This is a genomic window from Bradyrhizobium zhengyangense, from assembly GCF_022012435.1.
GTDB lineage: Bacteria > Pseudomonadota > Alphaproteobacteria > Rhizobiales > Xanthobacteraceae > Bradyrhizobium > Bradyrhizobium zhengyangense.
In genome coordinates this window covers 22,757-43,800 of sequence record NZ_JAKLUA010000010.1, presented here as the reverse complement: position 1 = coordinate 43,800, position 21,044 = coordinate 22,757, and the positions used below count along the sequence as shown (strand labels likewise).

22 protein-coding genes are annotated in these 21,044 nt (G+C 63.6%); 21 read left to right on the top strand and 1 reads right to left on the bottom strand.

All coding sequences use genetic code 11. From position 1 onward, the window contains the following. Positions 1-239 precede the first annotated feature (239 nt). From L6637_RS26810 to L6637_RS26715, 20 genes are all read left to right on the top strand, one after another. On the top strand, positions 240-1,148 hold the full coding sequence (locus L6637_RS26810; RefSeq protein ID WP_237862733.1) for a flagellin N-terminal helical domain-containing protein: 909 nt from the start codon (positions 240-242) through the stop codon (positions 1,146-1,148). A gap of 287 nt (positions 1,149-1,435) precedes the next feature. Next, positions 1,436-3,061, top strand: coding sequence for a flagellar basal-body MS-ring/collar protein FliF (fliF, locus tag L6637_RS26805; RefSeq protein ID WP_237872427.1), 1,626 nt, complete (start codon positions 1,436-1,438; stop codon positions 3,059-3,061). Next, a complete protein-coding gene (locus L6637_RS26800) occupies positions 3,058-3,753 on the top strand; it encodes a hypothetical protein (protein ID WP_237872425.1) in 696 nt (231 codons plus the stop codon). Before fliF ends, L6637_RS26800 begins: the two co-directional genes overlap by 4 nt. Positions 3,754-3,760: 7 nt before the next feature. Next, positions 3,761-5,080, top strand: a complete 1,320-nt coding sequence (locus tag L6637_RS26795; RefSeq protein WP_237872423.1) for a MotB family protein — start codon at positions 3,761-3,763, stop codon at positions 5,078-5,080. Further along, a complete protein-coding gene (locus tag L6637_RS26790; protein ID WP_237872421.1) occupies positions 5,077-6,261 on the top strand; it encodes a chemotaxis protein in 1,185 nt (394 codons plus the stop codon). The genes L6637_RS26795 and L6637_RS26790 overlap by 4 nt, the downstream gene beginning before the upstream one ends. Further along, positions 6,258-7,586 carry a flagellar hook-length control protein FliK gene (gene fliK / locus L6637_RS26785; protein ID WP_237872419.1) on the top strand — a complete coding sequence of 443 codons (1,329 nt, stop codon included), beginning with the start codon at positions 6,258-6,260 and terminating at the stop codon, positions 7,584-7,586. The genes L6637_RS26790 and fliK overlap by 4 nt, the downstream gene beginning before the upstream one ends. Next, entirely contained in the window at positions 7,537-8,118 is a 582-nt protein-coding gene (locus tag L6637_RS26780; RefSeq protein ID WP_237862725.1) for a transglycosylase SLT domain-containing protein, read from the top strand. Before fliK ends, L6637_RS26780 begins: the two co-directional genes overlap by 50 nt. Positions 8,119-8,221: 103 nt before the next feature. Further along, complete coding sequence (locus L6637_RS26775) at positions 8,222-9,460, top strand: flagellar hook protein FlgE (RefSeq protein ID WP_237872417.1); 1,239 nt, start codon at positions 8,222-8,224, stop codon at positions 9,458-9,460. A gap of 46 nt (positions 9,461-9,506) precedes the next feature. After that, positions 9,507-10,985, top strand: coding sequence for a flagellar hook-associated protein FlgK (flgK, locus tag L6637_RS26770; RefSeq protein WP_237872415.1), 1,479 nt, complete (start codon positions 9,507-9,509; stop codon positions 10,983-10,985). Continuing rightward, complete coding sequence (locus L6637_RS26765) at positions 10,985-12,031, top strand: flagellar hook-associated family protein (RefSeq protein ID WP_237862722.1); 1,047 nt, start codon at positions 10,985-10,987, stop codon at positions 12,029-12,031. Before flgK ends, L6637_RS26765 begins: the two co-directional genes overlap by 1 nt. 60 nt (positions 12,032-12,091) lie before the next feature. Beyond that, complete coding sequence (gene flaF / locus L6637_RS26760; RefSeq protein ID WP_237862721.1) at positions 12,092-12,439, top strand: flagellar biosynthesis regulator FlaF; 348 nt, start codon at positions 12,092-12,094, stop codon at positions 12,437-12,439. Next, positions 12,439-12,849, top strand: a complete 411-nt coding sequence (flbT, locus tag L6637_RS26755; RefSeq protein WP_237862720.1) for a flagellar biosynthesis repressor FlbT — start codon at positions 12,439-12,441, stop codon at positions 12,847-12,849. The genes flaF and flbT overlap by 1 nt, the downstream gene beginning before the upstream one ends. Before the next feature lie 14 nt (positions 12,850-12,863). Further along, positions 12,864-13,286, top strand: coding sequence for a flagellar hook assembly protein FlgD (gene flgD / locus L6637_RS26750; RefSeq protein ID WP_237862719.1), 423 nt, complete (start codon positions 12,864-12,866; stop codon positions 13,284-13,286). A 2-nt stretch (positions 13,287-13,288) separates the two neighbouring features. Further along, the gene (gene fliQ, locus L6637_RS26745) at positions 13,289-13,555 is read left to right on the top strand and encodes a flagellar biosynthesis protein FliQ (RefSeq protein ID WP_220004841.1); all 267 of its coding nucleotides are present in this window, start codon (positions 13,289-13,291) and stop codon (positions 13,553-13,555) included. Between the two features lie 81 nt (positions 13,556-13,636). Then, a complete protein-coding gene (flhA, locus tag L6637_RS26740) occupies positions 13,637-15,718 on the top strand; it encodes a flagellar biosynthesis protein FlhA (RefSeq protein ID WP_237872413.1) in 2,082 nt (693 codons plus the stop codon). Then, on the top strand, positions 15,715-16,467 hold the full coding sequence (gene fliR, locus L6637_RS26735) for a flagellar biosynthesis protein FliR (RefSeq protein ID WP_237862717.1): 753 nt from the start codon (positions 15,715-15,717) through the stop codon (positions 16,465-16,467). The genes flhA and fliR overlap by 4 nt, the downstream gene beginning before the upstream one ends. 6 nt (positions 16,468-16,473) lie before the next feature. After that, on the top strand, positions 16,474-16,893 hold the full coding sequence (locus L6637_RS26730; protein WP_237862715.1) for a hypothetical protein: 420 nt from the start codon (positions 16,474-16,476) through the stop codon (positions 16,891-16,893). After that, entirely contained in the window at positions 16,890-17,357 is a 468-nt protein-coding gene (locus L6637_RS26725; protein ID WP_237872411.1) for a rod-binding protein, read from the top strand. The genes L6637_RS26730 and L6637_RS26725 overlap by 4 nt, the downstream gene beginning before the upstream one ends. A 44-nt stretch (positions 17,358-17,401) precedes the next feature. Next, a complete protein-coding gene (locus L6637_RS26720) occupies positions 17,402-17,941 on the top strand; it encodes a flagellar biosynthesis protein FlgN (RefSeq protein ID WP_237862713.1) in 540 nt (179 codons plus the stop codon). Then, positions 17,938-18,396, top strand: coding sequence for a hypothetical protein (locus tag L6637_RS26715; RefSeq protein WP_237872409.1), 459 nt, complete (start codon positions 17,938-17,940; stop codon positions 18,394-18,396). Before L6637_RS26720 ends, L6637_RS26715 begins: the two co-directional genes overlap by 4 nt. A 117-nt stretch (positions 18,397-18,513) precedes the next feature. Here L6637_RS26715 and L6637_RS26710 read toward each other — a convergent pair whose 3' ends face one another. After that, positions 18,514-19,284 carry a response regulator transcription factor gene (locus L6637_RS26710; RefSeq protein WP_220004834.1) on the bottom strand — a complete coding sequence of 257 codons (771 nt, stop codon included), beginning with the start codon at positions 19,282-19,284 and terminating at the stop codon, positions 18,514-18,516. Between the two features lie 811 nt (positions 19,285-20,095). Between L6637_RS26710 and L6637_RS26705 the strand changes: the two genes are divergently transcribed. Further along, positions 20,096-21,031, top strand: coding sequence for a hypothetical protein (locus L6637_RS26705; RefSeq protein WP_237872407.1), 936 nt, complete (start codon positions 20,096-20,098; stop codon positions 21,029-21,031). The last annotated feature ends 13 nt before the right edge of the window (positions 21,032-21,044 follow it).

Genomic DNA, 21,044 nt, shown 5'->3' with positions numbered 1-21,044 from the left:
CGGGGTACGTTGTTCGCGCGGGAGAAGAATATCGACTTGGCGCCTCGAACTGCCGCTCCAGTCCAGTCCAGTACGGTCACAGCGCCACAAGCTTCGCGCAAACTTCGCGTGCTATCGCCGCCGTTACGACAGGTTGAGCGCGCTTTTCTGCAGCCCAAAGGCATGATGCCGTCCCGTCGTACCGGTGCAAGCCCGGTATGTCCCAACAATTTCAATTCGTTTTCAGGGGACGTCAAAACATGAGTTCTAGCCTTCTCACCAACTCCGCCGCCATGACCGCGCTGCAGACGCTGCGCAACGTCAGCTCCAGCCTGCAGACCACCGAAAACCGGATCTCGACCGGTCAGCGCGTCGCCACCGCGTCGGACAACGCCGCCTACTGGTCGATCGCAACCTCGATGCGCGCCGACAACGCCGCGCTCTCCGCCGTCTCTGACTCGCTCGGTCTGTCGGCCGCGACCGTCGACACCGAATATACCGCGCTGACCGCCGTGGTCGGTGACAGCACCGGCGGCCTCACCAAGCTGCAGTCGCTGCTGGTCGAAGCCAAGACCGCCGGTATCGACCGCACCAAGATCCAGGCCGACATCACCCAGATCCAGCAGCAGATGAAGGGCACGGCCGCGGCGGCGACCTTCAACGGCGTCAACTGGCTGAGCACGACGACGGCGACGCCCGCGACCTTCGACCTGGTGTCGTCGTTCTCGCGCGTCGGTGGAACGCCGACCATCGGCTCCATCACGCTGACGATCTCGAACTATTCGCTCTATACTTCGTCGACCAGCGGCATCCTGGACAAGGTGAGTGCCGGCGCATCGGTCGACACGATCAGCATCAGCACGCTGACCGACTCGGCAGCTGACCAGACCACGCTCGATGGCTACATCACGCAGGTCACTGCCGCGATCAACTCGGTGGCTTCGGCCGCCGCCGACCTCGGCGCTGTCAAGAACCGCCTCGCGACCAACACGGACTTCGTCAAGACCCTGATGGACTCGGTGACCCGAGGCGTGGGCCAGCTCGTCGACGCCGATATGAACGCGGAATCCACCCGCCTGCAGGCGCTGCAGACCCAGCAGCAGCTCGGTGTTCAGGCGCTCTCGATCGCCAACCAGAACAGCCAGAGCATCCTCTCGCTGTTCAAGTAAGCTTCGGCTTCGAAAGGGACCGTGCTCCCCCGGGAGCACGGTCCCGCCGTGATCGGCGGACGTGACGGCACATGATGTGCGCACAATTGATTTCCTGACGTCGGACGTCAAGGCAACGCGCCGTCCGCGTCGGCGCTCGCGCCTCGCCGTCGAATCGGTTGCGGCGTCCGAACTTCCAGTAAAATTGCAACGCCTCGCCCGCGAAGCGACATATTCGCGTGTTCGCGCAACCTTCAGACAAGGTTGGCAGCGGAGTGTCCTCACCATTCGCATTGGTACGAGGTCACATGCTCAGTCGCGCGCAGCTACAGCAGCTGCTCAACAATCTGCTGGAACTTGGGCCGCGACGTCTGATGGCCTTGGGATTGATCGGTTTCGCCGTCCTCGTCACCGTGGTCGGCGGCGCCTATTATCTGAGCCGGCCGGAATTCGAAACGCTTTACACTGGTCTCACGCGCGAAGACGTGACGCGCATCGGGGCCGCGCTGCGCGAGCAGAACATCAGCTTCGACATCAATGCGGCCGGCGATGCCGTGTCGGTGCGACCGAGCCAGACCGCGCAGGCGCGAATGCTGCTCGCCGAGAAGGGACTGCCGACGAGCGCCAATTCCGGTTACGAGCTGTTCGACAAGATCGGTTCGCTCGGGCTCACTTCGTTCATGCAGGAGGTCACCAAGCTGCGGGCACTCGAAGGCGAGATCGCACGCACCGTACAGCTGATGAAGGGCGTCAAGGCGGCGCGGGTGCACATCGTGATGCCGGTGCGCGGTTCGTTCCGCGCGACGCAGCAACCGCCTTCTGCATCGGTCGTGCTGCGCACCGATGGTGCGATCGAGGCGCGGACGGCGCAGTCGATCCGCCACCTCGTCGCGGCCGCCATTCCCGGCATGACGCGCGACAAGGTCACGGTGCTCGATGCCGACGGCTCGATGTTGCTGGCGGAAGAAGACGAAGCCAGTGCCGCACCGACCAAGATGGCAAGCCTTCAGAAGACCGTCGGCGGAATGGTGCAGGAGAACATCCGCAAGGCGTTGACGCCCTATCTGGGACTGGACAATTTCGAGGTCAGCGTCTCGCCGCAGCTCTCGACCGACAAGCGCCAGATCAACGAGACCGTCTACGATCCAGAGACACGCGCCGAGCGTTCCGTACGCAACGTTCGCGAAAACGAGAAGTCATCGAACGCCGACCGCTCGACGCCGACGACCGTCCAGCAAAACCTGCCGGACCAGCAGGTTAACGCAGGCGGCACCAAGAACTCCAGCGAGGACAAGACCCGCCGCGAAGACGTCACCAATTTCGAGGTCTCGTCCAAGACCACGACGACGGTCAGTGACGGCTATTCGGTCAAGAAGCTCTTCATTGCCGTGCTGGTCAACCGGGCGCGGCTGGTCGCCGACCTCGGCGACAAGACCAACCAGGCCATCGTCGACAGCAAGCTCGCCGAGATCAGCCAGCTGGCGGCAACCGCCGGCGGACTGGACAAGGCGCGCGGCGACCAGATCCAGGTGACGGCGGTCGACTTCGTGGAAGGCTCGCGCGATCTGGCGCCGGTTCCGCCGATCAGCTTTGTCGAGATGATGAACAAGCAACTCGGCAGCGTGATCAACGCGGTGACGATCCTGGCCGTCGCTTCCATGCTGGTCTGGTTCGGGCTTCGGCCCGCGGTCAACGGCATCCTGACCCATCGCGCGGCGCAGGAGCAGAGCGAGGCGGCCGAAGCCGCTGAGCTTGAAGCTGCCACGGCCCTCGCCTTGGCCGACAGCCAGGACTCCGAGCTCAACCTTGTCGAGGATCTCGAAGGCAAGATGCAGCGCACGCCGCAGAAGCGGCTGGAGCAGATCGTCCGCCTCGATCAGATGCAGGCGGCAGCAATCCTTAAGGAATGGATGCGACGCGAGGAGGCGGCATGAACGCGGCAATCGGAAAACTGCTGACGCAATTCGACGCCAATGGGCGGACCAAGTTACCGCCGCCTCCGCCGCCCAATATCCAGGATGTGCTGACGAAGAAGGAGGTCCGGCGCGAGCCGCAGCCTCAACCACAGCGTCAGGAACGCCAGGCACAATCGCAGTCGCAACTTCAACCGCCGCCCGCGCCGGAAGCAGCGCCGGTCAACCTTCTCGAAGACGCTTATCGGCGCGGCCATGCTGCAGGTGTTGCGGAGGGCGAAGCCAAGCTCGCCGAAGAGCGAGTCCGCAGCGCGATCCGGCTGGGCGAGGAGCGAGCCAAGTGGTCCGACCAGCAGGCGGTCGCGATCGTCAACGGTTTCGACGCTGCTTGCCGCGAGATCGAGAGCAACATCGCAGGCTCGGTGGCTCGGATATTGCTGCCGTTCCTCGCTGAAGCGGTCCGCGACAAGGCGATCGGATCCCTGGTCGAGCAGATCGCGGCGTTGACTTCGAACTCGCCCGTGTCGGTGTTCCGCGTCATCGGACCCAGCGAGCTCATCGATCTCGTCAGGACACAGCTCAATCTGGCCGGCCGTACCGGCATCGAATACCAGTCCGCCGACACTGTCGAGGTGCGCGTCCTCGCCGATCAGACCACGATCGAGACGCAGATCTCGACCTGGGTCGACCGGCTGAACGAGGCGCGCCGGTAGTTGCACCATGGAAGAAGTCAAGCACGAGCTCGTTATCATCCGCAGGCGGAGCGCCTTCGAAGACGAGAAGGCGCACGGTGGCGTCTGGAAGATCGCCTATGCGGACTTCATGACCGCGATGATGGCGTTCTTTCTGGTGATGTGGCTGATCAACGCGCTGAACCAGGACCAGAAGCAGGTGGTCGCGAGCTATTTCAACCCGATCAAGCTTGCGGAGAACGCGCCCGCGCCGAAGGGCCTGAAAGATCTGTCCAAGAAGGAGCCGACGAATTTCGACGGTCAGGACGGCAAGCGCCAGCCGGCCGGCCCGAACGAGGAGCGTCGCGGCGACTCGCCGACCGCCGAGAAGCCGCCCTTCTACGAAGAGAAGGTCCTGTTCCGCGATCCCTACGCGACGCTCGCCGAAATCGCGGCAAGCTCCAACCAGGCCTCCGGCCAGCGGCGCGCCGGCGCTTTGACCTCTGCGGAAGAGGACGGCCTCAAGGGCGGCGACGCCTATCGTGATCCGTTCGACCCCGGTTATTGGAAGCTTGCGCCCGAGGCGTCGAAGGAAGCTGACAGGATCATGGAGGGCGAGCCGAAGACGAGTGCTTCGGCGCGTGACAATCCGGCCAACACAAATCAGGGCGAGCCGCGCCGTGGCAGGACCGATGATGCCGGCGGCAGCGTGGCTCCCGACGCTCAGGCGTCGTCCACGAGCATGTCGCCGCTGCTGCCGCCGGGGCCGGCCCCATCATCGTCTGCGCGCGACGCGGGCGTGCAGCCGAGCCCGCAAGCGAATGTCCGGGCCAACGCCGCGCCGCAGGCGCGCCCGACCGATGCCTCGAAGGAGCCCGAGGCGCGCGACACCGCCCAGACCCAGCAACCGACCGTGAAGCAGCTTCAGTCCGCGATTGCTGATGCGCTGTCGGACATCAAGGCCGGCGCCGGGCCGGTCGCCGAGGTCCGCCAGGTCGAGGAGGGCCTGCTGATCAGCCTGACCGATGATGCGAGTTTCGGAATGTTCGCGGTCGGCTCGGCCGAGCCGCGGCCTGAGCTGGTCCGCGTCATCGACAAGATCGGCCCGCTCATCGCGAAGCGTCGCGGCATGATCATCGTCCGTGGTCACACCGACAACAGGCCCTACAAATCGGACAATTACGACAATTGGCGGCTGTCCACGGCGCGCGCGCAGATGGCTTACTACATGCTGGTCCGCTCCGGCATCGATGCGCAGCGGATCGAGCATGTCGAAGGATATGCCGACCGGCGGCCAAAACTTCCGAACGATCCTGGGGCCGCGCAAAATCGACGGATCGAGATCCTGATCCGGGAGAAGCATCCTTGACCAGACCGCTGCTCCGCACTGTGCTGTCGATGCTGTTGTCGCTGGCGGCGACCCGTGCCTTTTCCGATCCAGCGCCATCGTCCGGCGAGCCTTATGAGCTCGTCCGCGCGCTGCAGGCGGTACAGGACGGCATCGCCAATGGCGATACCGCGGCGCATGGCAGCCACATCGCACTGATCCGCCAGATTGGTGAGAAATTTCTCGCCGCAGATCCGACCGTGTGGAGCAGCCCACAGAACGGTCAGGCGCTCGTGATCTATCTGCTGTCCGGCGGCGCGCCACAGATCGTCCGCAAGCTGCCGCGCGACAAGATCAACGTCGACAAGGCGCTGTTTGACGGCGCGCTCGCTTATGTCGAGGGACGGCAGGACGAGGCGAGGGAGCTGCTCAAGGATGTCAAGCCGCGGACGATCGCGTCCGGCATGGGCGGGCAGGTGGCGCTGGTCCAGGGCGCGCTGTTCGCCCGGTCCGAGGCCTCGCTCGCGATCGAGCGTCTGGACGATGCACGCCTGCTGCTGCCCGGTACGCTGGTCGAAGAGGCGGCGCTGCGGCGCGAGATCCTTCTGGTCGGGCAGGCCGAGGATTTCGACAAGTTCGAGTTCCTGACGCTGGCCTATATCCGTCATTACCGTAACTCGGTCTATGCAGGCGATTTCTGGCAGCGTTTCTCCACGGGCCTGACGCAATCGAATCTTGCGCTGGACGATCGTCGCTTTGCACGGGTTTCGGCGCTGCTGGAACAGGTCGATCGCGCCAGCCGCCTCAAGCTCTATCTGGTGATCGCGCGCGGGGCGCTGATCCGTGGCAAGCTCGCCGTCGTCAGCCTCGCGGCCGAGCGAGCGCTGACGCTCAGCGCCGACGCCACGCCCGATCGGGAGCGAGCACATTTCTATCGCGGCGCATCCCGCGCGCTCACCGACGAATATGACGGCGGCTTTGCCGAGCTGAAGGCGCTCGACCGGTCGAAGCTGGCGGAGCGCGATGTCCTGCTCCTCAACGCAACCCTCCAGCTCGCGCTCGACATTCGCAAGTCGATCACGGGTCCGGCTGTCGTCATGTCGGCCGACAAGCCGCCGCCGACGCCGGCACGGATCGATCTCGCCTCGTCGAACGCGATGCTCGCGCGTGCGAAGTCGCAGCTCGGCGAACTGGAGCTTCTCACCAGGGATCACCGCCCATGACCAAGCTCAGTGGAACCTCCGGACAACTCTTCGCTGGTCTCGCCGAAAGCCTTGCGCGCGGGGTGACCCGGTCGACGAAAGGCGCGGCAACATCAGGCGCCAAGACCGCCGACGATTCCTCGTTTCACGATCTGCTCCACACCGTCTCGAACATGGCCAAGCGGGCCTTGGACGATCAGGGAGCTGACACGACCGCGAAGGCTGCCCCAGCACGCCCGCGCGTGACCCAGTTGACCGAGCGTGACACGTCGAAGGACGAACCGGTGCATGAACGCACCGAGGAGACCAAATCGTCGAACAAGCATGAGCAGGTCGATCAGGTCGCGAAGTCGGATGTCTCGACCAGATTGGGCCTTCCGGCGATCATGGGGCAGGAGCTTGCCGCCGCGCAGGCGGTGACAGTGCAGACACCACGGCCGTCCGGCGAAAAGAGGGAGGCGTCGACCCGGGACGAGCGTCCCTCGGTGGCGAAGCAAGGTATTGGCGACGCAAAGGCGGCGGCAGACGTCGGCCAATTCACCTCCGCTCCTTCGGCTATGGCACGTTCCGGCGGCGATACGTCCCACGCGCACGGACAGCCAGCCGCAGGCGCACAGGCTGCGGCGATGTCACAGGGAAGCGCCGTTCAGACGAATGCCATACCGGCAACACCGGGCTTCGAAGCCGTCGCAGCGAATGTCGAGCGTGCCGCAAAGTCTGCGGGCCGCGACGCCTTGCCTGAGACGACCAAGGTCACGGTGGTTCAGCAGGAGACCCATCTGCCTCCCGTGGGACAGTTGAGCGCGACCCAGCAGGTCGCAAACGCTGTCGTGTCGGAGCTCAAGGACGCGCCCGCGCCGGCGGCGTCCGCCGCGACAGATCTCGCGGGCGCACAGAACAATTCTCCGGATCGGCCGCTCAAGATCCTCACCGTCAATCTCGAGCCGCCTGATCTCGGCAATGTCACCGTGCGTCTTCGTCTCGTCGGCAACGAGGTGTCGGTTCAGCTTGCCGCCGAACGCAAGGACACCAGCACGATGCTGGATCAGCAGCGCGACCAGATCCGCGACCTGATGCAGTCGGCGGGTTATGTCGCCGACGTCGCGCCGGTGCAGCACGGTTCGCTCGACGGATTCCAGGCCGGGTCGGGCCAGTCGCAGCAGCAACTCTCGGGCCAACAACAGCAATCATCGCAGTCGCAAAGCGCGTTCGGCGGTGCGGGCACGTCGGCCGGTCAGTCCGACAGCGGCCCCAGGCAAGCTCGGCAGAACCAGCAGCCCAACCAGGAGGCACGCCATGACCAGGACGTGGCGCCGCAGTCTCGTCGCGGCCCTGTTTATCTGTGACGTCGGCGCCGCCGCGGCGGCGACGGACACCGTGCGACCTTGCGAGCGCGAGATGGCGCGCGCCTCGCAGCAGCACGGAATTCCGCTCGGCATTCTCTATGCCGTCGGCCTCACCGAGACCGGCCGTCGCGGCGCGCTCTATCCCTACGCGCTCGGTGCCGAAGGCCAGACCGTGTTCGCCAAGGACATGGACGATGCGATCGCGAATTTCGAGGCGATGCGGGCCAGGGGCATCAAGTTGATCGATCTCGGCTGCATGCAGATCAACCATTATTTTCACGGCGACAAGTTCACATCGGTGCGGGCGATGTTCGATCCGGCGAAGAATGTCGACTACGCCGCGCGCTTCCTGAAAGAGCTGAAGCAGCGCGAGGGAAGCTGGACCATGGCGGTCGCCCGCTACAATGCCGGTCCGAACAATCAACCGGCGCAGAAGCGCTACGTCTGCCACATCGTTGCGCATCTCGTCTCCAGCGGCTTCGGCGCGTGGACCGACAAGGCGCGCTCGTTCTGCCAGCCGAAGACGACGTGAGCTGACGAAGCCATCGTATGAAGTTGTGCATCGCCGCCAACCATCAGCCCCGCGCAAGCAAGACCCCCCATTGTAACGACAATCTGCCAAAGGAGCCCACTACATGAGCCTGTATGGTGTTATGCGCACCGGCGTTTCCGGGATGAATGCGCAATCCAACAAGCTGTCGACGGTCTCGGACAACATCGCGAACGTCAACACGGTCGGCTACAAGCGCGCTTCGACGGAATTTTCCTCGCTGATCCTGAAGAGCGGCTCCGGCAACTACGACTCCGGTGCGGTCGAGACCACGGTCCGCTACGCCATCACCGATCCCGGCAATCTTCAGTTCACGACCTCGACGACGGACCTCGCGGTTCAGGGCAACGGCTTCTTCGTCGTGCAGGATGCGAACGGCAACAACTTCCTCACGCGTGCCGGCTCATTTGTGCCCGACAGCACCGGCAATCTCGTCAACACCGCCGGCTTCCAGCTGATGGGCTACAACATCCAGAACGGTGCCGCGCCCAACGTTGCCGCTAACGGCTTCGGCGGTCTCCAGGTTATCAACGTCAACCAGATGGCGCTGCAGGCCTCGCCCTCGACCAAGGCGACCGTGGCCGCCAATCTTGACCCGAGCGCTGCGAATGTCGCTTCCCCGCTTGCTGCAGCTGGTCCGGGCAATTACACCTCGAAAACGTCGATGGTGACCTACGACAACATCGGCAACGCTGTAACGCTCGACGTCTATGCGGCGAAAACTGGCGCGAACACCTGGGACATTGAAGTCTACAACGGCGCCAGCCTGCTGACGGGCGGTCCCTCAGCCGCGACCGCATTCAGCTTCGACGTCACCGCGGCCGGCAAGGGCGCGCTGGCTGCAGCGAGCCCCAAGACGCTCGCGTTCAACGTTCCCGGCGGCTCGGCCTTCACCATGGACCTCTCGGCCATGACCCAGGTCGCCTCCAGCTTCGACTTCAAGGCGACCGTCGATGGCAACGCGCCGTCCGCTGTCGAGAAGGTCAATATCGACAGCAAGGGCGTGGTGACCGCCGTGCTCAAGAACGGCACCCAGCTGCCAAGTTTCCAGGTTGCGCTCGCCACCGTGCCGAGCCCGGATCACCTGACGCCGGAGGTCGGCAATGTCTATTCGCCGAACCTCGAATCCGGAAACGTGCAGGTCGGTCTGGCTGGGCAGGGTGGCCTCGGAACCATCCAGTCCGGCGCTCTCGAAGACTCCAACGTCGATCTTGCGAGCGAGCTGACCGACATGATCTCGGCGCAGCGCGGCTTCACCGCGAACTCGAAGTCGTTCCAGACCGGCGCCGATCTGCTTGACGTCGTCGTCAACCTGAAGCGCTGAGTCCTGCGGCGCCGATCCCGGGCAAGAGAACGTTCAAGAGCACGCCATGTCCCTTACCTCAGCGCTCGACTCCGCCCGCAACTCGCTCATGGCGTCGGGCATCCAGTCGTCGACGATCTCGCGCAATATCGCGGGTGCCGGTTCGACCGGCTATTCGCGCAAGATCACCGAGCTGGATAATCTTCCCGGCGCTGGCGTTTATGTCGCGGCGATCCAGCGCGCCGCCTCTTCGGGCTTGTACAGCAACGTTCTGACCGCGACCTCGGCAGCCGCCACGCAGAGCGCGATCTATACCGGTCTTCAGAAGGTCGCCGCTGCCACGGTGGACGATCCGCAGCTCGACCAGTCACCGACGGCGCAGCTTAATGCGCTGAAGCAGGCGCTGCAGCAATATGCCAACGCGCCTGATAACACCACGCTGGCGCAGGCCGCCGTGACGTCCGCCAAAGACATGGCGACCGCGCTCAACCAGGCGACCCAGACCGTGCAGTCGGTGCGCGAGGGCGCGGACGCCGACATGAAAACGTCGGTCCAGAACATCAAACAGCTGCTCTCCCAGTTCCAGACAGTCAACACTGCGATCGTGAAGGGTACGATCGCCGGTGACGACGTGACCGACTATCTCGACCAGCGCGACAGCATCGTCTCGCAATTGTCGCAGGAGGTCGGCGTCACGATGGCGATCGGCACCAACGGCGATGCTGCCCTCTACGCCGACAGCGGCGCGGTGCTCTTCGACAAGACGGCGCGGGCGGTGACTTTCGCTCCGACCAACGCCTATTCGGCGAGCACAACGGGTAACGCGGTCTTCATCGACGGCGTGCCCGTGACTGGTGCCAATTCGGTGATGCCGATCAAATCAGGCAAGCTCGCCGGCCTCGCCCAATTGCGCGACACCGATACGGTCACCTATCAGAGCCAGCTCGACGAGATCGCGCGCGGCCTGATCAACAGTTTCAAGGAAAGCGACCAATCCGGCGCGGCGCTGCCCGACGTTCCCGGTCTCTTCACTTATCCTGGCTCACCGACGATGCCCGCCAGCGCCACTGTCTCGGTTGGCCTGGCCGGCACGATTTCGGTCGCCGCGTCGGTCGATCCCGCCCAGGGCGGCAACCCGAATCTGCTGCGCGACGGCGCGATCAGCGGAAGCCCGGCCTATAACTATAACACGGCAGGTAACGGCGGCTTTTCGGCCCGGCTTCAGCAGCTCATCGGCAACATGGATGCGTCGCAGCCGTTCGATGCCACAACGCAGGGCAAGCCGAACGGCAGCCTGATCGACTACGCGTCGTCATCGACGAGCTGGATCGAGAACCAGCGCAAGACCGCCAACGACAATTCCCAGTACCAGAACACGTTGCTGGACCGCAGCACGACAGCGCTGTCGAACGTCAACGGCGTCAACATGGACGACGAGATGTCGTTGATGCTCCAGGTCGAGCGTACCTATTCGGCGTCGTCGAAGATCATCTCGACCGTCGACCAAATGTTGCAAGCCTTGCTAGCCGCCGTGGGGAATCCGTGATGATGAGCGCCAACTACATTTCCACCCTCGTGCTACACTCGTCCTTGAGGTATTCGATCACGAACAATCAGGCTGCGCTGAGCAAGGCGTCGACGGAAGCGACCACCGGCCGCTTCGCCGATGTCGGCCTCCAGCTCGGTGCGACGACGGGTGGCGACGTCACCCTGCGGGCGGACCTGAGCTTCGGCGATCAGCTCGTCGACACCAACGGCCTCGTCGGGGGGCGCCTGGACGTGACCCAGGACCGCATCACCCAGCTCAGCACGACCGCAACTGACTTCCTCAAGGACCTGATCGCGGCCCGCAGCACCGACGGTGGCGGGCGGATCATCCTGCCGCCGGCGTCCTCCAATCTCCAGGACCTGATCGGCGCGTTGAACATTTCTTATAACGGCTCGTACCTGTTCTCGGGCATCAACACGCAGAACCAGCCGATCACGGCCTACCAAGCCGGCTCGGCCAGCAAGAACAAAGTCGATGCCGATTTCGTTGCGGCCTTCGGCTTCACGCAATCCTCGGCCAGCGTGAACACCATTACGCCTGCTCAGATGCAGACATTCCTCAACGGCCCGTTCGACGCCGAGTTCGCAAGCCCGGCCTGGAACACCAATTGGTCGTCGGCCACTGACCAGGTCATGCAAAGCCGCATCTCGACGACCGAGATCGCCGATACGTCCGTCAGCGCCAACCAGACCGGTTTTCGCAAGCTCGCCGAGGCCTACACCATGATGGCCGATCTCGGGAACGCGAACCTCGACCAGTCGACGTTCCAGGTGGTGGTGGACAAGGCCATCGGCCTCGTCGGGAGCGCCATCACGGACCTTGCGACGCTCGGCGGCGACGTCGGCACGGTCCAGCAGCGGATCACCAACGCGACCGACAAGCTGAAGACCCAGAAGGACATTCTGAACAATCAGATCGTCGGCATGGAGAAGGTCGATCCGACCGAAGCGTCTGTGCGCGTCAACACGCTGCAGACCCAGATCCAGACGGCACTCGCACTGACCTCGCAGCTCCAAAAGATCAGCCTCATCAACTATCTCTGAGCCCAAGGGCGGTCGCGTTCGCTTTCAGTTTCCTGCAATTTCCTGCGCAGAGTATTACGGATGACTTTTGAAGCCTATGAGACGGTTGTTGAAGACAGCGGCTACGAGGCGCGAGGACGCGAGCGCCAGGCGCTCAGCCTCGGCATCGACCGGCTGGAGCGGCTCCAGAAGGAGCAGCGCTTCAGCATCGAGGATCAGGTCCAGAGCCTGCTCTACGTCCGGCGGCTGTGGACCATCTTCATCGAGGACCTCGCGCATCCGGAGAACGGGCTGCCCGAGCAGCTGCGCGCCGACATCATCTCGATCGGGCTGTGGGTCGTCAAGGAAGCCGATCGCCTTCGCGAGGAACGATCGAACGACGTGATGCAGCTCGTCGAAATCAACCGCCTGATCCGAGACGCGCTTTAATGAAGATCTCCTTGCGGGCCGGCGAACGGGTCTACATCAACGGCGCGGTGCTGCGCGTGGACCGCAAGGTCTCGCTGGAGCTCGTCAATGACGTGATGTTCCTGCTGGAAGGGCAGGTGATGCAGGCCGCCGACGCCACCACGGCGATGCGCCAGCTCTATTTCATCGTTCAGCTCATGCTGATGAATCCGACGGACGTGGCTGCCGCCGCTTCGCTCTATGGGCAGCACCACGCAGCCCTGCTGGCTGTGTGCGAGAACCGCGAGATGCTCGACGGGCTCGCCGCGATCGACGAGATGGTCGGCGGATCCCGCTACTTCGAGGCGCTCAAGCGCATCCGGGCGCTGTTCCCTCTGGAGGAGGCGATCCTGGCCGGCACCACCACCGAATCTCCAATCAAGGCTGCCTGACAGCGGAGAGGCTCATGAACGTTCCCAGCGTGACCGATACCACAAGCACCAATTCGACCAGCTCGACCTCGTCCGGTTCGACGCCGTCGAGCAGCGGTGTCGACTACAACACTTTCCTTCAGCTCCTCATCGCCGAGATGAAGAACCAGGATCCGACCAATCCGACGGATACGTCGCAATATATGAGCCAGTTCGCCCAGCTGTCGACGGTCGAGCAGGCCATGCAAACCAACACGAAGCTGGATTCGCTGCTGTCCTCCCAATCGCTGTCGCAGGCGGACGGGCTGATCGGAAAGAACGTCAGCTTCACCGACTCGACCGGCGCGACTTTCACCGGCAAGGTCGCGTCGATCTCGATCAACAGCAACGGCTCCGTCGCGACCCTCCAGGACGGCACCAAGGTCGCGGTCGGCCCTGGTCTGACGATCAGCAACTAGCCATGAACGAGCGGGACGCCCTCGACCTCGTCCAGGCAGCGATCTGGACCATCCTCGTTGCGTGCGGACCCGCAGTCGGCGCGGCGATGCTGGTCGGCATTGTCATCGCGCTGATCCAGGCCCTGACCCAGATCCAGGAGGCGACGCTGACCTTTGTTCCGAAGATCATCGTCATCCTGGTGGTCGTGGCCATCTCCGGCTCCTTCATCGGCGCCCATCTCTCCACTTTCACGGAGATGGTCTATTCGCGGATCGAGCACGGCTTCTGATCCGCAGGCCAGGCCCGGCCACCACCCTCGCGTAAGCTTTGCGGGGCAGATTGCAGGGCGGACCCTGCCGCCCGGTGACCTATGGCCGATACGTTAGCTGCTAGCCTGCCGAACCCGCGACGCTTTGGTGCGGACGCCTTCTTCGCTGGCGGTATCGTGACCATGCTCACGATCCTGTTCCTGCCGATTCCCCCTGTTCTGATCGACCTCGGCCTCGCCTTCTCGATCGCGCTGGCGGCGCTGATCCTGATGGTCGCGTTGTGGATCCAGCGACCGCTGGATTTTTCCGCCTTCCCGACAGTGCTCCTGATCGCGACGATCCTGCGGCTCGCGCTCAACGTCGCGACCACCCGCCTGATCCTGTCGCGCGGCGGGGAGGGCGAGACCGCTGCCGGCCACGTTGTCGCCGGCTTCTCCAAGTTCGTCATGGGCGGCGACTTCGTCATCGGTCTGATCATCTTCGCGATCCTGGTCACGGTGAATTTCGTCGTGATCACCAAGGGCGCCACGCGTATCGCCGAAGTCGGCGCCCGCTTCACCCTGGATGCCATTCCCGGCAAGCAGATGGCGATCGACGCGGACCTTTCCGCGGGCCTGATCGACGACAAGGAAGCCCAGCGCCGGCGCCGCGAGCTCGAAGAGGAGAGCTCCTTCTTCGGCGCGATGGATGGTGCCTCGAAATTCGTGCGCGGCGATGCCATCGCCGGCCTGATCATCACGGCGATCAACATCTTCGGCGGCATCATCATCGGCGTAACTCATCACGGATTGACCCTGTCGCGCGCCGCTGACGTCTACACAAAACTCTCGGTCGGCGACGGTCTGGTCACGCAGATGCCGGCGCTGATCGTGTCGCTGTCGGCGGGCCTCCTGGTGTCCAAGGGCGGCACCAGGGGCTCCGCCGAGCAGGCGGTGCTGCGGCAGCTCGGTGGCTATCCGCGCGCGGTGTCGGCGGCCTCCTTGATGATGTTCGTGCTTGCCCTGATGCCGGGGCTGCCGATGGCACCGTTCGTGCTGCTGGGCGGCGTCATGGCTTTCGTCGGCTATTCGCTGCCGAAGCGGCAGGCAGCGCGCGAGCGGAAAGAAGACGCGCGCAAGGCGGAAGAGCGCGCCCAGAACGAGGCCAAGGAATCGGTCAAGGAATCGCTCAAGACCGCCGAGATCGAGCTGTCGCTCGGGAGCCATCTGTCGGTTCACCTGCTCGGTTCGCGCAACGAGCTTGCCCATCGCGTCGCCAAGATCCGCAAGAAGTTCGCCAAGCAGTACGGCTTCGTCATTCCCGAGATCAAGCTGTCTGACAATCTGTCGATCGACCCCAAGGGATACCAGATCCGGATCCACGATACGCGCGTCGCCCATGGCGAGCTCCGCATCGGCGAGGTGATGGTGCTGGTGGACAAGGACGGCAAACCGGACGTGCCCGGCGACGAGGTGATCGAACCCGCGTTCGGCATGAAGGCGCTGTGGGTGACGGAAGCCTTCACCGAAGAGGTCAAGCGGCAGGGCTGCAAGCCGGTCGACAATCTGTCGGTCCTGCTCACGCACTTAAGCGAAGTGCTGAGGGCTAACCTATCGCAGCTGCTGTCCTACAAGGACATGCGCGGGCTTCTCGACCGGCTCGAGCCCGAGTACAAGCGCCTGGTCGACGATCTCTGCCCATCGCAGATCTCCTATTCCGGCCTGCTGGCGATCCTGAAGATCCTGCTGGGTGAGCGGGTTTCGATCCGGAACCTGCATCTGATCCTCGAAGCGATCGCCGAGATCGCGCCGCATGTGCGGCGGTCCGAGCAAGTCGCCGAGCACGTGCGGATGCGTCTTGCCCAGCAGATCTGCGGCGACCTCTCCGACAACGGCGTGCTCAACGTCCTTCGCCTCGGCAATCGCTGGGACCTTGCCTTCCATCAGAGTCTGAAGCGCGACGCCAAGGGCGACGTCGTCGAGTTCGATGCCGACCCGCGGCTGATCGAGCAGTTCGCGACCGAAGCCAGCGCCGCGGTCCGGAAGTTCACCGAGGACGGCACCAGCGTGGTGCTGGCGGTCACGCCGGAAGCCAGGCCCTATGTCCGCATGATTCTGGAGCGGGTGTTCCCCACCTTGCCAATCCTGTCGCATGTCGAGGTCGCTCGCAGCGCCGAGATCCGCGCGCTTGGAGCCATTTCGTGATCGGCGGCCTCACCGACAACGTGCTCGCCACGTTCATCGTGTTCTGCCGTATCGGCGCCTGCCTGATGCTGGTGCCCGGCTATTCCAGCGTGAACGTTCCGCCGCAGATCCGCCTGTTCGTTGCCCTGGTCACGACCTTCGCACTGACGCCGATCCTTATCGCCATCCTGAAACCGCTCGTCGACGGCGCCTCGCCGCTGACGCTGGCGCTGCTGATCGGCACAGAGCTTCTGGTCGGCAGCGTCATCGGCCTCGGCGGGCGGGTGTTCTTCCTCGCACTCCAGACCATGCTCACCGTGATGGCGAGCGCGATCGGGCTCAGCAGCATCCCGGGCACGCCTGTCGGCGACACCGATCCGGCGCCGCCCGTGGTGCCGCTGATCATGGCCGCCGTCACCACGCTGTTCTTTCTGACCGACCAGCACTGGCAGGTGTTGCGCGGGCTGATGAACTCCTACGACGTCTGGCATCCCGGCGAGAAGCTGACCAGCGAGATGGCCCTGAACCAGCTGGTGAGCCGTCTCGCCGACGCGTTCGTGCTGACGCTGCGGATCACCAGCCCCTTCATCGTTTATTCCGTCATCGTCAATTTCTCGGTCGGTCTCATCAACAAGCTGACCCCGGCTATACCGGTGTATTTCGTCTCGGTGCCATTCGTCCTGTTCGGTGGTTTTCTGCTACTTTACCTGACCAGCGACGAACTGCTGGCGCAGTTCATGCTCGGCCTGTCGTCATGGCTGGCGGGATGACGAAACATGACCTCGCGCGCCGACAAGCTCAGTCGCATTGTCTCGCTGGTGAAGCTTCAGCTCCGGCTGTCCGAATGGCAGCTCGCGCAAATGCGCCAGGAGGAGCAGGCCATGCAAGATGAACAGGCATGGCTGGTGGGGACCTTGAACGAAGGCAAGGCGCCGGCGGGCTCGTCGAGCGATTCGATTGCACGGCGCCTCAACAGGACGAGCGTAGGCGCTCGCGCCGTGCAGGAGCGCGCTGCGATGCAGCTCGACAAGGTCCGCTCGGAGACCCGGCGCGTGAAGCAGCTCGAGGACGTCGCCAAGGCGGCGCTCGCCGACAAGCTGCGCGACGCCGAGAAGCGCTCGCTCGAAGACATGGTGGGAACACACGCCGCCGCGCGCGATCTGACGCCGCGGCCAGCCAGGCGGACCAAGACATGATTGTGACACCGACATCCGACCTCGTTCTCGATGTCCTCGATGCCGCCGATCCGGTTGCGCAGCGGACGGCGACTGCGAAGCTCGAGTCGCTGAAATCGTCGGACGCCGATTTTGCTGCGACGATGGATGCGGCGGCCAGCAAGGCGGCCGATCAAGCCGCGACGAGGGTGGCCGAGGCGCAATCGGGCGTGGTGAACGGACCGCCGGTGCAGGTGATCAAGAAGCCGGGCCCGGACGAGGTCTATCGCAAGTTCGAGGCATTCGTCCTCCAGACCTTCGTCGAGACGATGCTGCCGAAGGAGTCGGAGGAGGTGTTTGGCAAGGGCACCGCGGGCGGCATCTGGAAATCGATGCTGGCCGAGCAGCTCGGCGCCCAGCTGGCGAAGGGCAAGGGGATCGGAATTGCCAAGCAACTCGCCTCTGCGCATCCGGTAGGCCCGGAGGTCGCGGGCAAGTCGGGCTGATGAATCTGGGACATGGGTGACGAAATTTGAGGGGTGAATTTGCTATGCAGGTAGAACAAGGCGCGACGACCCAGGTGATGGAGCAGCCGGTCGTTGAGCAACACGTCCTGGACATCGAGGCCGTGACGGAGGCTGAGCCGCGCGACGTTCTGTTGCCGGCGCTCCTGCCTGATGTCGGCAGCGGCATGACGCCCGACGATGCCGATGCGGCAAGGTTGGAGGCGATGCGGTCCGAAGAGGTCGCCGGATTGCTGGTCGCCATTCGCCGGCTCGAAGACATCATCGAGGAGGAGACCACTGCGCTCGCGACGGGGCAGAAGGTCGATTTCGACGATTTCAGCGCGCGCAAGAGCCGGAGCATGCTGGAATTCGTCCGGCTGATGCGGGCGCGGATGCATCTCGGCCGAGAAATCGAAATCACCGAGGAGATCCAGCGGCTGCGCGAGAAACTCGAGCGAAACCGCTCTCTGCTCGAGATGCACTATGACGCCGTGCGCGAGGTCGCGAGCATCATCGTCAGGGCGATCAAGGAGGCTGAATCCGACGGCACGTACACCGGTCGCGCAGCGCAGGACGGAAAATGATCAAGCTGGTGCTGGCCGGGCTCTGGGTATGCATCCTTACCGCGGGCACGAGCTACGGCGTTGCCTATTGGAAGGAAAATGGCAGCCTGCTGCCCGCGAAGGACGAATATCTCGACGGACTGCAATACCAGAAGACGCGGGCGCTGAGCGTGCCCATGGTCGAGGGCGGCGCCGTGCAGGGCTACATCGTCGCGCGCTTCGTCTACACCGTCGAGGCGAAGACTATGCACCAGCTGACCGTCCCGCCGGAGCCGTTCGTCGTCGACGAGGCCTTCCGCAGGATCTACGCTGACGACAAGCTCGATTTCAGGAAGCTTGCCCGTTACGATCTCTCCGGCCTCACCTCGGTGATCAAGCAGCGCGTCAACGAGCGCATGCAGGCCGACGTCGTCCAGGACGTCCTGGTCGAGGACTTCAACTACGTCTCCAAGGAAGAATTCCAGAAGAAGCCGTAGTGCGCTGGTCCGCGAAGTCGCGCCGGCAGCACGACATCTCTGCCGTTAAAAGCAAACCGGCCCCTGCGGGAGCGTCCCGCAGGGGCCGGTGGTCGTTTGTGAGCCGGGCTCGCTGCTTCAGTTGCCGGCCGGGTAGGCCGCCGGGGCGGCATGGGCCCGGTTCAGGAGGATGCCGACTTCGTCGAGCTCCTGCATCGGCTCGTCGATGGTCTCATTGGCCGGGATGTTGAGCCGGTATCCGACATAGCGGCGGGCCACGATCGCATCGAAACCGAGGCGGTCGCGGAGCTTCTTGCGCAGCTTGCTGACGTGACTCTCGATCACGCTCTCGTCGAAGGTGGATTCAAAGATGCCATAGACCGCGTTGAAGATCTGCGTCTTGGTGATCCACTTGCCGTGGTTGCTGACCATATATTCGAGAATGCGCAGTTCGCGGCGGGGCAGCGTCAAGGCGTGGCCCGCGATCTCGGGGTCACGTCCGTTGAAGAAGACCTGGATCCTGGTCTCGCAGGGCCTCGGCAACTCGCCCACCCGGCGGCGAGCGATCGCGGCCGTTCGGGCGAGGATCTCACGCAGATGGATCGGAACGTGGACGACGTCGTCCACGCCGGATTCGAACAGCTCCAGCGTGTTCTTGAGCATCTTCTGGCCACTCATGGCGATGATCGGAGCCGTAGACCGCTTGCGCATCGCCCGTGGAAGGCTTCCGCGGGCATCGCAGTCCCCCAGAAGGAAGGCATCGACGGCTGCCAGGTCCGATTCACTCGCGGATTGCAGCCAGTCCCAGAATTCTCCGGAGGAGAAGCCGATCGACGATACGCCTTCGCGAACGAGCCCTCCTACGTAGCTGTTCGTGACGCTCTCGCGATCATCAACGATAATATACATCAGTCTTTCGCCCCTGTTTCGCACTTGCTGTGGCCGGGAGGTTTGTTGTGATGCCCCGGCTCGGCAGCCATGCTGTTTGACGATATTCCCTCCCGCGAACCGTTATTGTGGTTTCGATATTCGCGGGCAGCCCTACGCATTCAGTGCCCACGTGTGTGGGCCTGCTACTTCGACTCGATACTGAACGCTTACTGCGTGAAGCCCGGCGGGTGTCTTACGGATCACCTTGCGGGGCGGATTGAGACCGCGACCTGGTACAGTTGCGTTACGTTGCTCACCGCGTCCGAACGCCACTGAACTCAGTCGATCTCCTCGCCAACGGGCGAGAATCACTTGAGACAGACCGTAACAATTGCCGATTTCCGATCAAGCGTGCGGAACAAAGCGTTTGCTACGTGTGCTTGATGCTGTTGGTTTGTTTCCAGTTGTTTCTTTGTATGTTCGAACGTATCAGTTGATTTGAATTCCGAACCAGTTTTGCACCGTGGCGGTTATAAAGTTCCTATGCCCGTATAAATAAAGCCATTTTGAGTCGTGTCACCGCGCCATCGTACCGAGGATTTTCAACCCCGGATTGACTCTCTTGGTCGTGCACTCGCGTGCGACAATTCGACTCACGTATGGCGGCGCGACTCCAGCTTGGCAAAATCTTGGCGAGTGTGTGTCTTTCGAGTCGCACTTTTGACTCACGCATGATGCGTCAGGCTCGCGCGTGCATCACGCGCGACGAAAGATTTCCGATGCGCACGTTTCAGGCAAGCTTCGCCAACTAGCTTCGTTCGACGGATCGAAACGAACGGAGCATTTTCAAATGTTGTCCGATGGAAAAACGCGTCCCGCTGAAGCGGCGGATTTGACCGCTGCGGCGAAGCCTGCTCCGGAAACACGCGATACAAAGCCCAATAGTAATGCGCGCGCGGCCAAGCCCGCGGCAGGGGCGAAGCCTGCATCAGTGTCGAGCGACGAAGCCGCAGCGAAAGAGGCGCTCGAGGGATTGAAGCGCATTCGTGCCAAGGCGCGCCTTGATAAGATGGCAATACCGAAACCTGCGCCGGTGGTGATCAAGCCGGCGGTGATCGTGGCCAAGTCGCCGCCGCCGCGCCCCACATGGGTCGCGCCGCTCGCGACATTGGCGGTTGCCGCCATTCTGGTGGTTTGCGCGTGCACCGGCGTCATCGCCTATCTCACGACGCAGCCGGGCCAGACCAATGTCGCGGCCAATGCGGAGATCAGGAATCTGCGCGACACGGTCGCCCAGCTGCGCAAGCAATTGTCCGGCGTATCGGAGAATCTCGATGGCCTGCGCACCGCGGTCGATCAGTCGAGCAAGGCAACCAGCGATCGTTTCGGCCGGTTTGCCGAGAATCTGGATCGTATCGAGCGGGTCAGCTCGTCTTCGACGGCGAAGCTCGACCGGCTTGCTCAGGCCCAAATCCAGGCGCCGGTGCAAGTCGCCGCGCAGCCGTCGCCAGCGATGCCGGTGATGGCGTCGGTTGCCGCGCCGGAGACCACGGGCTCGGTGGCTCCGGTCGAGCGGAGCTCAGCGCCGCGGAAGGTTGTCAAGGGCTGGTCGGTCCGCCAGGCCTATGAGGGCATTGCGATCTTGCAGGGCCCGAACGGCGTCGTCGAGGCCGTGCTCGGCCAGCAGGTCCCAAATCTCGGTCGGATCGAGGAGATCAGGAACGAGAACGGCCGTCTCGTGGTGGAAACCAGCGGCGGGGGTGTCGTCTATTCGGCGCGCAAGTAAGCGGCGGACGCTT

Bases quoted from the DNA above. Each gene is read 5' to 3' on its own strand.
- L6637_RS26810 (WP_237862733.1), top strand. From the start codon at position 240: ATGAGTTCTAGCCTTCTCACCAACTCCGCCGCCATGACCGCGCTGCAG.
- fliF (WP_237872427.1), top strand. From the start codon at position 1,436: ATGCTCAGTCGCGCGCAGCTACAGCAGCTGCTCAACAATCTGCTGGAA.
- L6637_RS26800 (WP_237872425.1), top strand. From the start codon at position 3,058: ATGAACGCGGCAATCGGAAAACTGCTGACGCAATTCGACGCCAATGGG.
- L6637_RS26795 (WP_237872423.1), top strand. From the start codon at position 3,761: ATGGAAGAAGTCAAGCACGAGCTCGTTATCATCCGCAGGCGGAGCGCC.
- fliK (WP_237872419.1), top strand. From the start codon at position 6,258: ATGACCAAGCTCAGTGGAACCTCCGGACAACTCTTCGCTGGTCTCGCC.
- L6637_RS26780 (WP_237862725.1), top strand. From the start codon at position 7,537: ATGACCAGGACGTGGCGCCGCAGTCTCGTCGCGGCCCTGTTTATCTGT.
- L6637_RS26775 (WP_237872417.1), top strand. From the start codon at position 8,222: ATGAGCCTGTATGGTGTTATGCGCACCGGCGTTTCCGGGATGAATGCG.
- flgK (WP_237872415.1), top strand. From the start codon at position 9,507: ATGTCCCTTACCTCAGCGCTCGACTCCGCCCGCAACTCGCTCATGGCG.
- L6637_RS26765 (WP_237862722.1), top strand. From the start codon at position 10,985: ATGATGAGCGCCAACTACATTTCCACCCTCGTGCTACACTCGTCCTTG.
- flaF (WP_237862721.1), top strand. From the start codon at position 12,092: ATGACTTTTGAAGCCTATGAGACGGTTGTTGAAGACAGCGGCTACGAG.
- flbT (WP_237862720.1), top strand. From the start codon at position 12,439: ATGAAGATCTCCTTGCGGGCCGGCGAACGGGTCTACATCAACGGCGCG.
- flgD (WP_237862719.1), top strand. From the start codon at position 12,864: ATGAACGTTCCCAGCGTGACCGATACCACAAGCACCAATTCGACCAGC.
- fliQ (WP_220004841.1), top strand. From the start codon at position 13,289: ATGAACGAGCGGGACGCCCTCGACCTCGTCCAGGCAGCGATCTGGACC.
- flhA (WP_237872413.1), top strand. From the start codon at position 13,637: ATGGCCGATACGTTAGCTGCTAGCCTGCCGAACCCGCGACGCTTTGGT.
- L6637_RS26730 (WP_237862715.1), top strand. From the start codon at position 16,474: ATGACCTCGCGCGCCGACAAGCTCAGTCGCATTGTCTCGCTGGTGAAG.
- L6637_RS26725 (WP_237872411.1), top strand. From the start codon at position 16,890: ATGATTGTGACACCGACATCCGACCTCGTTCTCGATGTCCTCGATGCC.
- L6637_RS26720 (WP_237862713.1), top strand. From the start codon at position 17,402: ATGCAGGTAGAACAAGGCGCGACGACCCAGGTGATGGAGCAGCCGGTC.
- L6637_RS26715 (WP_237872409.1), top strand. From the start codon at position 17,938: ATGATCAAGCTGGTGCTGGCCGGGCTCTGGGTATGCATCCTTACCGCG.
- L6637_RS26710 (WP_220004834.1), bottom strand. From the start codon at position 19,284: ATGTATATTATCGTTGATGATCGCGAGAGCGTCACGAACAGCTACGTA.
- L6637_RS26705 (WP_237872407.1), top strand. From the start codon at position 20,096: ATGTTGTCCGATGGAAAAACGCGTCCCGCTGAAGCGGCGGATTTGACC.